The 11,086-nt window shown below is 73.1% G+C and carries 9 protein-coding genes; 2 read left to right on the forward strand and 7 right to left on the reverse strand.

The window, feature by feature from the left end; all coding sequences use genetic code 11:
* Window positions 1-2 precede the first annotated feature (2 nt).
* From HLK59_RS28190 to HLK59_RS28210, 5 genes are read right to left on the reverse strand one after another with little or no spacing between them, the layout of a single operon-like run.
* Complete coding sequence (locus tag HLK59_RS28190; protein WP_171144340.1) at window positions 3-1,265, reverse strand: MFS transporter; 1,263 nt, start codon at window positions 1,263-1,265, stop codon at window positions 3-5.
* A complete protein-coding gene (locus tag HLK59_RS28195) occupies window positions 1,249-2,307 on the reverse strand; it encodes a dipeptide epimerase (RefSeq protein WP_171144341.1) in 1,059 nt (352 codons plus the stop codon). The genes HLK59_RS28190 and HLK59_RS28195 overlap by 17 nt, the downstream gene beginning before the upstream one ends.
* Window positions 2,304-3,431 (reverse strand): pyridoxal-phosphate dependent enzyme, encoded by a 1,128-nt coding sequence (locus tag HLK59_RS28200; protein ID WP_171144342.1) that lies wholly within the window; start codon window positions 3,429-3,431, stop codon window positions 2,304-2,306. The genes HLK59_RS28195 and HLK59_RS28200 overlap by 4 nt, the downstream gene beginning before the upstream one ends.
* Window positions 3,428-4,279, reverse strand: coding sequence for a DUF364 domain-containing protein (locus HLK59_RS28205; protein WP_171144343.1), 852 nt, complete (start codon window positions 4,277-4,279; stop codon window positions 3,428-3,430). The genes HLK59_RS28200 and HLK59_RS28205 overlap by 4 nt, the downstream gene beginning before the upstream one ends.
* The gene (locus HLK59_RS28210; protein ID WP_171144344.1) at window positions 4,276-5,532 is read right to left on the reverse strand and encodes an ATP-grasp domain-containing protein; all 1,257 of its coding nucleotides are present in this window, start codon (window positions 5,530-5,532) and stop codon (window positions 4,276-4,278) included. Before HLK59_RS28210 ends, HLK59_RS28205 begins: the two co-directional genes overlap by 4 nt.
* 288 nt (window positions 5,533-5,820) lie before the next feature.
* Here HLK59_RS28210 and HLK59_RS28215 point away from each other — a divergent pair, with 288 nt between their 5' ends.
* Window positions 5,821-7,182 (forward strand): alpha/beta hydrolase, encoded by a 1,362-nt coding sequence (locus HLK59_RS28215; protein WP_346779831.1) that lies wholly within the window; start codon window positions 5,821-5,823, stop codon window positions 7,180-7,182.
* Between the two features lie 36 nt (window positions 7,183-7,218).
* Here the strand turns inward: HLK59_RS28215 and HLK59_RS28220 are convergent, their stop codons facing one another.
* Together HLK59_RS28220 and HLK59_RS28225 are read right to left on the reverse strand one after the other, a co-directional pair.
* Complete coding sequence (locus tag HLK59_RS28220) at window positions 7,219-7,764, reverse strand: GNAT family protein (protein ID WP_346779832.1); 546 nt, start codon at window positions 7,762-7,764, stop codon at window positions 7,219-7,221.
* A gap of 44 nt (window positions 7,765-7,808) precedes the next feature.
* Window positions 7,809-8,762 (reverse strand): hypothetical protein, encoded by a 954-nt coding sequence (locus tag HLK59_RS28225; RefSeq protein ID WP_171144345.1) that lies wholly within the window; start codon window positions 8,760-8,762, stop codon window positions 7,809-7,811.
* A 455-nt stretch (window positions 8,763-9,217) separates the two neighbouring features.
* Here HLK59_RS28225 and HLK59_RS28230 point away from each other — a divergent pair.
* A partial coding sequence (locus tag HLK59_RS28230; RefSeq protein ID WP_346779833.1) for a nitrate- and nitrite sensing domain-containing protein occupies window positions 9,218-11,086 on the forward strand: 1,869 nt, incomplete at its 3' end.

Below are 11,086 nucleotides of genomic sequence, written 5' to 3' on the forward strand. Positions count from 1 at the left end.
CCTCAGACCGTTGCCGCTACGGCGGGCTCGGCAGGCGTCGGCAGCGACCCGAGCCGGCGCAGCCAGGCCACGCCCAGCGCGGAGGCCAGCCCGAACAGGGCGCAGCACGCCCACGGCAGCCAGCCGGCGTCGTCCCGCTGCCCGGTGTCCATGGCCCAGCCGACGACGGTGTTGCCGACGGCGGCGGCGATGCCGGAGACGACGTAGAAGATGCCGAAGTAGGTGCCGGTCAGCTCCGGACGGCCGAAGCCGGGGATGAGCTCCATCACGAACGGCTGGGCGATCATCACTCCCAGGTAGAGCAGCAGGGCGCCGACCAGGACGGGCAGTGCGCGCAGCGTCGCGTCGGCCGCGCCGTGCGGAGTGCCGGAGCCGGCCGTCACCAGCGCGGGCGGCACGAACGCCAGCGCCATGAGGCACAGGCCCGTCGCGATCCAACGCGCCCGGTCCCCGCGCTCCTTGAGGGCTCGGGTGATGCGCAGCTGGAGTGCCAGGTTGGCGAGGGTGCCGACGACGAAGACGAGTCCGGCGGCGCCGTCCCAGCCGGTGGCCTGCCGGGCGCCGTCCGGCAGCAGCAGGTACAGCTGGTTCTCCAGGGCGAACATGCCGACCATGGCGAGCGCGAAGGCGAGGAAGGCCCGGTTGCCCAGGACCTCGCGCCAGTCCCCGAGAACCGTGCCGTTGCCGGGCTCGACCTTCTGGGCCGGCAGCACGAGGGCCTGTGCGACGGTGAGGGCCGCGAAGATCCCGGCGGCGGTGAGTGCCGACGTACGGAAGTCCACGAGCAGCAGGGCGCTGCCCAGCAGCGGTCCGATCAGGGCGCCGGTGGTGGCGAACACGTTGAACAGGGCGAACGCCTCGGCCCTGCGCCCGTCGGCCTCCTGCGCGATGTAGGTGCGCACGGCGGGGTTGAACAAGGCTCCGGCGAGGCCGCTGAGGACGGACGCGGCGAGCAGCACGGCCAGGTGGTCGCCGAGCGCGAACAGGGCGAACCCGACGGTGCGCAGGGCACATCCGGCGATGATGACGCCGCGGGCACCGAGCCGGTCGGACGCCGAGCCGCCGATGATGAACAGCCCCTGCTGGCTGAGGTTGCGCACGCCCAGGACGATGCCGACGACAGCCGCCGACATGCCCAGGTTGTCGGTGAGATGCGTCGCGAGATAGGGGATGAGCAGATAGAAGCCGATGTTGACGCCGAGCTGGTTGACCAGCAGGAGCTGTACCGCGAGCGGAAAGCGCCGCATCTCACGCCACGTCCTCATACGCCCCCACCTCCTCGACTCCCAGTCCCGGAAGCTCACTTGCGCGCACGACACCGTGCTCGCCGCCGATGCCGGTCCACGGGTCGTGGGCCAGCAGCAGGTGCCCGTCGAGGTCCACCCAGCGGGCCCGGTCGGCGAGGTGGACGGCGGGCGCGAGGCCGAGGCTGCTGGCGGTCAGGCAGCCCAGCATCAGCTCCGTGCCGCTGCCCTCGATCAACTCGGCGATGCGCAGGGCCGCGTGGACCCCGCCGCACTTGGCGAGCTTGACGTTGACGCCATGGACGCGGCCGGCCAGACGGCGCACGTCCTCCAGGTCGACGGCGTCCTCGTCGGCGATGACCGGCAGCGGTGAGCGCTCGGCCAGCGCGCCCAGCGCTTCCGGTTCACCGGGCGCGACGGGCTGCTCGACGGCCTCGACGCCCAGGTCGGCGAACCGGGGCAGCAGCGCCTCGGCCCGCGCGACCGTCCAGGCGCCGTTGGGATCGAGCAACAGCCGGGCCCGGGGCGCCGCGTCGCGAATGACACGTACGCGCTCCACGTCGTCCTCCGGGTCGGGAGTCCCCGCCTTGACCTTGATGACCTCGAAGCCGTCCGCCGCGAGAGCGCGGGCCTGCGTGGCGGCGTGGGCCAGGGAAGTGATGCCGATGGTGCGCGCGGTGGCCGCGACCGGAGCCGCGGCGGCACCGAGCAGCCGGTGGACGGGGGAGCCCGCGCGCTTGCCGACGAGGTCCAGCAGTGCGGCCTCGACGGCGGCGGTCACGGCCGGGGGAGTGCCCGAACCTGCCGACTCGCCCGCCCGCAGGGCCTCCAGCGCGCTCTCGGGGTTGGGGAACCGGGTGACGTCCGCACCGGCGGTGGCCAGGAGACGTTCCAGACTCTCGGCGTCGAGCCCGTAGAAGACGCTGCTCACGGCTTCGCCGTGGCCACTGACGCCGTCGTGTTCGACGGTCAGCCACACGGCGTCGCGGGCGGTCATGGTCGAGCGGGAGATGCGCAGCGGCTCGGCGAGTGCGAGGCGTACGGTGCGCAGGCTGGCCTTCACAGGGTCCTTTCCGGGTGAGGTACGGGGTGAAGCACGGGCTGGGGCTGGGGTACGGCTTTGAGCGGGTCGGTGACGCGGGTGCAGCGCACCCAGCCGGTGGCCTCGGCCGCGCCGGGGTGCGGGATCTCGACGGGGCGGGCGGCCGCCGTCGTGAGGTCGAGGCCGTGGGCGGTGGCGAAGTCGTCGTCGTAGACGGTGCCGAGGTAGCGGTGCGGGCCGTCGGGGAAGACGGTGGCGACGACCGCGCCGGGATGGACCCGGGCGGCCCAGGCGGCGACACGGGCGACGGCGCCCGTGCTCCAGCCGCCGCTGACGAAGCTGCCGCGGGCCAGTCGGCGGCAGCTGTCCACGGCCTCGGCCGGGCCGACCCAGTGGACCTCGTCGAAGGCGTCGTAGGCGACATTGCGCGGATGGATGCTGCTGCCCAGACCACGCATCAGCCGCGGCCGGGCCGGCTGGCCGAAGATGGTGGAGCCGGTCGCGTCGACACCGATCAGCCGCAGCGCGGGCCAGCGCCGCCGCAGCGGGCCGATGATTCCCGCGCTGTGGCCGCCGGTGCCGACGCTGCACACCAGGACGTCCAGGTGGTCGAGCCGGTCGACTAGTTCGGCGGCGAGGGAGGCGTAACCGGCGCTGTTGTCGGGGTTGTTGTACTGATCCGGCCAGTACGCGCCGGGCAGCAGGGCGAGCAGCTCCCGCAGCCGGCCCAGCCGCGCGGCCTGCCAGCCGCCCTGGGCCGCCGGGCGGTCCACGATCTCCAGCCGAACGCCGTGAGCACGCAGCAACTGCCGCATGGACGGCTCCAGTTCACTGTCGCCCACCAGCACGACGGGATGACCGAGCATCTGGCCCGCGAAGGCGAGCCCGATGCCGAGCGTGCCCGAGGTCGACTCCACCACCGGTGCGCCGGGCCGCAGTTCGCCGCGCTCACGGGCGCCCAGCAGCATCGACACCGCGGCCCGCGCCTTCATCCCGCCCGCCGCGAGCCCTTCGAGCTTGGCCCAGAAGCCGGGCTGCGGGCCGGGCAGGTCGGCGGTGACGCGGACCAGCGGGGTGCGGCCGAGCAGAGTCAGCAGCTCCGGACGTTCCGGGCGGGCAGGGGCGAGTACGGTCGTGGTGGTCATCGCCCGCCCTCCGAGTCGGGGCCGCCGTAGCGGTGCACGGTGCCGGGACCGCCGTCGAGCCAGAAGAAGGGATACGGCTCGGCGCAGACCGCGTTCACCCCGTGGCCGAGGAAGCGGGGCAGGACGGCGCTGCCGCTCTGGGCGAACATCACCAGCTGCTTGCGGTGTGCCAGCGCGTACCGGCGCAGCGGCTCGAAGGTGTCGTTGCCCAGCGTCATCCCGGACACCAGCAGGGCGTCACACCCAGCGGCTCCGGCGAGCGCGTCGGTGACGACCGCCTCGCCCCACTCGGTCAGCCCGCCCTTGAGGTCGCAGGGCACATAGCGCAGGCCACGCGAACGCAGCGCGTCCAGAAGGGAGTTGACGACTCCCACCACCAACACGGTCGCGCCCGCGGGCAGATCGAGCAGGCTGACGACCGCCGTCGCCCGGGCCCTGGACTTCTCCAGCGACGTCCCGGCAGCCAGCGGCACCGGCCGCGCCCCGTTCGGCGGCGTGTGCGGCGAGACATGCATCAGATAGGCGTCCAGCGCCGCCACGCGCACCGCCGGCAGCGGATGCTCCAGCAGGTCGGCCACGCTCGCGCCCACACACTCCTCGACCGCGTGGTCGGGCAGCGCCCCGGGCTCGACCGCGCACGAGCCGACGGCCGAGCCGAGCCGCAGGCTGAGGACCTCGTTGCGGTAGCCGGTACCGCGCCCGTCGTGCCGTACCGCCTGCCGGGTGGTGAAGGCCACCGCGATGCGCTGCGCGGCCGGGTCCGGGCCCACCTCACCGGCGCGGACACCCGCCAGGAGCTCGTCGTACGTGGCGAATGCCGTGCGGACCACGCCGGTGACCGCGGTCATCGGATCACCAGCCCGGAGCGCAGCTCACCCAGCAGTGCCTCGACACGGTCGCGGGCGCCCAGCCCGTCGGCGTCGCCCGCCATGACGTGCCCGAGGTACTCGTTGTTGCTGCCCGCGACCGTCACCCGCTTGCCGGGCTCGGCGAGCTGCACCTCCAACACCCCTGCCGCGTCACGGATTTCGCCACCGTCCAGTGCGTCGAGCGTGCCCGAGATCTCCGGGACGAGGAAGCCGATGGCCGCGCTGCGCAGCCCGGTGTCGCCGCCCCGCAGGTCGGGCGCGCGGCCCAGGGAGACCTCCACGAACGCCGCGGCGAGATCGATGCCGGTCACATGACGGACCAGCTCGGTGATGCGGTTCCCGGCGGGCCGCGGATTGACCTCGACCACGCGCGGACCCGCGGAGGTCAGCTTGATCTCGGTGTGTGCCACCACCCCCTCGGTCAGACCGAGGGCCTTGAGCGCGGCCAGCGCGGTCTGCTCGGCGGCCTCGGCGTCGGCGGTCGGCAAGGCTGCCGGGAACATGTGCCCCGTCTCGATGAACGCGGGTGCCCCGCCGACGCTCTTGTCGGTCACGCCCACCACATGGACCGCGCCCGCGTGCGACACCGTCTCGACGCTCACCTCGGGCCCGTCCAGCAGCTCCTCGATCAGGACGGCGGGCGCCCGGCGCTGTCCGCGGGCATTGACCGGGAAGTCGGCCAGCACCCTTACGGCGGCGGCGAGTTGCGTCTCGTCGTCCACGCGACGCACGTACATGCCCGCGCACAGGTCGACCGGCTTGACGACCAGCGGGTAGCCGATCTCCAGCGCGGCCCGGGCGATGTCGGCCCACTCCTCGTGCACGGCGAAGCGCGGCCCGGGCACCCCCGCGTCGGCGAGGACCCGGCGGGTGGCGTCCTTGCGGCAGGCGTTCTCGACCGCCTCCGGGCTCGAACCCGGCAGGCCCAGCCGCCCGGCGATACGGGCCACGGTCGGCAGGTAGTAGTCGCAGGAGGTGATCACGCCGTCGAAGCGCAGCACCTCGTGCAGCCGCTCGATCTGCGGCAGCAGGGCCTCGGTGTCATTGGTGTCGGCGGTGAGTACGTTGCGGGCGCCGAGCAGCGGGTGCGCCGCCCCCTCGGGCGCCGAGCGGAGGTAGTGGTGCAGGTCACGGGTGAGGAACGAGAACTCGTGCCCGCCCTCCCGGATCGCCCGTGGCAGGAGCCTGCTCATAGATCCGACCCAGCTCTCGACCATCAGCAGATGAGCCACAACTCCCCTTTTCGTGCAGGTGGTTCAGGTGTCAGCGCAGCCCGGATGACCCTCGGGCGGGAGGGTCCGGGCCTTGCGCCCCGCACACGCTAGCGATAATCCTTTTCATTTACCCGTCCCTTATCGCGGCCACCCGGAGCCAGCCCCTTGCCCCCCTCCACTGCTTTGTCCCGCCCCCTCGCCGCCACGGTGGGCCTGCTTCCCCCCCCTCCCGAGCAGGCCATCCCTCCTGAGCAGGCCACCGCCCCCGAGACACAAACCCTCCACTTCGGTGCCTGCCCCGACTCCGTGCCGCGCCCCGCAGCCCCGGACCGCGTCGAGTGCGGGCGGATCAGCGTCCCCCTCGACTGGAACCACCACCGGGGACCACACATCGAGGTGGCGGTCTCCCGCGTCCCGGCCACCGGCACGCCCGCCGAACGCCGCGGCATCCTGCTGGTCAACCCCGGCGGCCCGGGCGGCTCGGGGCTGCCCTACGCGGTCACCAAGAGGGCCAAGTTCCCCGAGAGCGTGCGGCGTTCGTACGACGTCATCGGCTTCGACCCGCGCGGAGTCGGCCGCAGCGCACCGGCCGACTGCGGCGCGATGGGAGGCCTCTTCGACAGCCCGGGCGCCGACCCCGTACCCGTCGGACCCGCCGCGGAGAACGCCTACCTGGCGGGCCTGCGGAACACGGCCGACGACTGCGCGGCGGGCGCCGGCGACGTACTGCCGTACCTGTCGACGGAGCAGACCGTCCGCGACATGGACGCGATACGCACGGCACTCGGCGAACCCAGGACGAACTTCCTCGGCGTCTCCTACGGCACCTACCTCGGCGCGGCCTACGCCGCCCGCTTCCCGCACCGCACCGGCCGCATGGTCCTCGACAGCGTCGTCGGGCCCTGGGACTGGTACGACTTCGATGTCATCCAGAGCCGGGCGCTGCTGCGCCAGCGCGACACCTTCTTCGCCTGGACCGCCGCCCACCCGGACCGCTTCGTCCTCGGCGCCGACGCGCGGGCGGTACGCCGCGCCTACCTGCGCGTCCGCGAAGGGCTCACCGCCCGCCCGGTCGCCGGTTTCGGCCCGGCGGAGTTCGACCGCGCCGTCTACCGCGCTCTTGGCCGCACCGAACGCTGGACGGGCCTCGCCGACGGCCTGCGCACCTACCTGCGCGACGGCAGCCCCGACGGCCTCCGCCCCGCCGCCGCCTTCGACAGCCCCGACTCACGCACCTACGAAGCCGCCAACCGCATCGTCAAATGCGCCGACGCCCCCGCGCCCACCCCGCACCGGATCCTGTCGGACATCCGCCGCACCCGGCACCTCGACCCCCAGCCCGTCCTGACCGGCATGGAGGCCTCCACCTGCGCCTACTGGCAGCACCAGCCCTCCCACCGCACCCCACTCGGCAGCCCCGACGCCCCGCCCCTCCTGCTGGTGGCCTCCGCCCACGACCCCGTCACCCCGATCGAGGGAGCGCACCGACTGCGCCGCCTCCTGCCCGGCTCCCGCCTGGTCACCCTCGACAACGACTACTCCCACGGGGTCTTCGCGAGCCGCGGCAACGCCTGCGTCGACGAGACGACGGCGGCGTATCTCGTCGACGGGACGGTGCCGACGTCGGACGTGCGCTGCATGGGGCCCGGACTGCCCACGGGGCAGTGACCACGCTGCCCGGTTGTTCCTTCGAGGGTCCTCGGGTCAAGGCCCCTCGGGCCCGGGCCGGTGCGTCCATTCCTGGTCGAGGATGCTGAAGACCTCGGAGTCGCGCCAGCCGTCCCGGATCCGCGTGGTGTGCCGGTGTCGGCCCTCGTGGGTCATGCCGAGCCTGCCCAGCACCCGGGCCGATGCGACGTTGCGAGGGTCACAGGTGGCGTAGATCCGGTGCAGTCCTGTCAGTGTGAACCCCCTGTCGAGGAGTTCCGCGCCGATGGCTGTGCCCACGCCTCGCCCCCACACCCGGGGATGGACGAGATAGGAGATCTCGCCCTGGCGGTGGGTCAGGCTACGGACCTTCAGCTCGCCGATACCGACGAGTTCACCGTCGAGGCAGGCCGCGTACACGAACCTCGTCCGCGGGGACTGCGACCGGGCAGCCACCGCGCCTTGGGCGAAGTCCCGCGTCTGTTCCGCGGTGTTCGGCCCCCACGCCTGGTAGCGGCATGCCTCCGGCAGGCTGGCGAAGGCATGTACGGCGGGGCAGTCACCGACGACGAGCTCGCGTAGGGTCACCGAGGTGTTGATCACGGGCCGATCCTGTCAGGCCGGCGTCCCTTCGTACGGCCGGGGGGTCAGTCGGCGGTGCGGGGACGGGCGGCTGCGGTGTGGGGAGTGCTGAGGCGTTCCAGCAGGAGCCCTTCCCGGGTGGACCAGGGGCAGATGTCGACCTTGTCGGTCCCGCAGGCCTCCATGAGGGCTTGCGCGATGAGGGCTCCGGCCAGGGACTGTTCGGCGCGGTGCCGGGAGATGCCGGGCAGCTTGCCACGGCGGGACGGCTTCGCCCCCGCCAGCAGAGTGACCGAAGCGCGCAGTCGGGGCAGAGCCAGCTGCCGCCCGGTTCGCGGCGCCGTGCCCCGTGCCGCGGCGAGCCGGGCGAGCTGTTCGAAGGTCTTGGAGCAGGCCAGTACCCGCACGCCCGGTCCCGCCTGCGGCAGGTCGGGGACATCGGCCAGGGACTCACGCAGGAACTTCCGGATCTCGGCCAGACGGCGTTGGGACGTTACGACGCCACCGGGCAGCCAGTCCCGGGTGATCCTGCGCGCGCCCAGCGGCAGTGAGTGCACCGTGCGGGGCTGGTCCCCGGTGCCGGAGGCGATCTCCACGGTGCCGCCGCCGATGTCCAGGACGAGCAGGGGGCCGGCCGCCGGGCCCGCCCACTGGCGGGCGGCCACGTAGGCCAGCCGCGCCTCCTCCTCGCCGGTCAGCACGCGCAGACGGGTGCCCGTGGTGCGTGCCACACTCGCGATGATCGCGTCCCGGTTGGGGGCGTCCCGGATGACCGAGGTGGCGAACGCGAACACTTCCTGTCCGCGGAGAGGAGGGTTCGCGGCGACGGCCTCGGCCACCGCCCGCTCGATGCTCCTGACTCCGGCCCGGTCCAGCCGCCCCTTGCGGTCGAGGGTCTCGTGCAGCCTCAGCCGCACCTTGCGGGAGAACACCGGCTCCAGCACAGCACCCGGGCGCCGCCGCACCACCGTCAGCAGAGCACTGTGGCACCCGACATCGAGCACACCTGCCTGCCGCACCCCATCGCCTCCCCTGGTCCCGCGCCCGAACGGACCGGCCCTTCCCCGCCCCCTCGACCGCCCGGACGACGGCGCGAGGGACTCCGACCCATCGCGTGAGCATACCGTCACGGCTCGTGCGCCCTCCGTGCCATCCCCGGAGCGGCAGAGCGGCGGGGACGCGTACGGGCGGCGGCCACCTGCCGGATCCTGCGCCGTCACAGTCTTCGAGCCCACGCTGTGAGGGCGGCGCAACTGAACTTCCCACGCGGTCTAACAGGTCGGAAACCGGCGGCGACCGAGGTCGGACTAGCTTCGTGACCATGAGGTTGTGGACGCCAGTACGGCCGCTGCTCGGCACACTCGGCGCAGTCGGCAAAGGCATGGTCGGCAAGGGTGGTTCAGAGCGCCGCCACGGTGACGGAACGGCTCCGGAACGCCGGCCGATACCGGGCTGGCGCAGCATCAGAGGCCGTGTGGCGGTGGTCATCACGGTCCCCGTCTGTCTGCTGCTGGCGGTGGCCGGTATCGCCGTGGACGGCCGCGCCGAGGCACTCGGAGATGCGCGGACGACCCGTGCCGAGGTCGGCCTCAGCCTGCGCATCCAGGCCCTGGTGCACCAGCTGCAACGCGAACGCGGCCTGACCAACGGCCTGTTGGGCGGTGAGGAGGAGTTCCGCACCTCACTCGCCGCCACCCGTAAGCGCGTTGACACTGAGCTGCGCGGAATGCGCTCCGAAAGCGCGGTCGAGAATGTCATCCAGCAGCACCTGCGGCGCCTGGCGGGCATCCGCGCCGCCGCCGACGAGGGCGACGCCGACCCGGCCGCGACCCTCGCCTTCTACACGCGCGCCGTCGATGCCCTGAACGCCGTCGATCCGGTGGCGGAGACCGCGACGGGCGCCGACCGTCAACTGCGGGACGGCCTGGCGGCGTTGCGGGAACTGGCCGCGGGTAAGGAGTCCGTCGCTCTCGAACGCGGGCTCCTCAACGGCGTGTTCGCCCAAGGCGCCTTCCGAGGGCCCGGGTACGTCGACTTCACCGAGGTACGCGCCACACGCGTCGCCGCCCTCGCCCGCTTCCGGCAGGTCGCCACCACATCCCAGCGCGAGGCCCTGAAGAACGCCTTCGCCACCCGGGACGCCCAACGCGCCGCCGCCTACGAGAAACAGGCGGAAGGCGCCGCCGACGGCTCCGCGCTGCGCGTCGACGCCGGCACCTGGTGGGACGCGATGACCGTACTCGTCGATGACCTGTACACCGTCCAGCGGTCGGTCGGTGACGCCGTACGGGATCGGGCCGACCAGCTCAGCCACGACGCCGAGCGGGCCCTCGCCGCCTACCTCGCGGCGGGAACGCTCATGGCCGCCCTCGTCGCGGGGCTCGCCGCCTTCGCCTCGCGTTCCCTCACCCGCCCGCTCGGCGCGCTCGCCGAGGCCGCCCACGACGTGGCTCGGCAGCGGCTGCCCGAGGCCGTCGCCCGGATCCAGGAATCCCCGCCGGACCAGGCGGACTTCCTCCGCCCGCCGGATGTCCCGGCCACCCCCGAACGGCAGTTGGGCGGCGCCGCGGAGATCGCCGCGGTCGCCGCATCCCTCTACCAGGTGGAAAGCACCGCACTCCAACTGGCCGCCCAGCAGGCCGGCCTGCGCCGCAACACCACCGAATCGCTCGCCAATCTCGGCCGCCGCAGCCAGAACCTCGTGCGTCGCCAGCTCAGCCTCATCACCCGACTGGAACGCAAGGAGCTCGACCCGGACGCCCTCGCCGAGCTCTTCGAACTCGACCACCTCGCCACCCGTATGCGGCGCAACGCCGAAAGCCTGCTGGTCCTGGCCGGGCAGAATCCGCCGCGGCCCACAGCGGCATCCGCCGGCGGCCTGGAAGTCGTCCAGTCCGCCGTCGCCGAGGTGGAACAGTACCGGCGGGTCATGATCGCGACCGTGGAGCCGGTGCGGGTACGCGGGCACGCGGTCGCCGACGTCGCCCACCTCCTCGCCGAACTCATCGAGAACGGGCTGACCTTCTCGCCACCGACCGAACCGGTCGAGGTGCACGGCTGGTACGACACCGAGGACGACACGTACAGCTTCGCCGTCGTCGACCACGGCGTCGGCATGTCCGAGGCCGACAAGGAACGCGCCAACGCCCGCCTCCGCGATCCCGGCGAAGAGGCCCTCCTCGCCGCGCCCACCCGGTTCCTCGGCCACCTCGTCGTCGGCCGGCTCGCCCACCGCCTGGGGGAAGGCGCCCAGGTCCACCTCTTCGACACTCCGGGCGGCGGCCTGTCCGCACTCCTCGCGCTCCCCGGGCGTCTGCTCGCCCCCGTGGAAGACCCCTCCGCC

It is taken from the genome of Streptomyces sp. S3(2020), from assembly GCF_013044505.1.
In the GTDB taxonomy this organism is placed as follows: Bacteria; Actinomycetota; Actinomycetes; order Streptomycetales; family Streptomycetaceae; genus Streptomyces.

Excerpts from the sequence above, each read along its gene's own strand:
- HLK59_RS28190 (WP_171144340.1), bottom strand. The coding sequence starts at position 1,265 with ATGAGGACGTGGCGTGAGATGCGGCGCTTTCCGCTCGCGGTACAGCTC.
- HLK59_RS28200 (WP_171144342.1), bottom strand. The coding sequence starts at position 3,431 with ATGACCACCACGACCGTACTCGCCCCTGCCCGCCCGGAACGTCCGGAG.
- HLK59_RS28205 (WP_171144343.1), bottom strand. The coding sequence starts at position 4,279 with ATGACCGCGGTCACCGGCGTGGTCCGCACGGCATTCGCCACGTACGAC.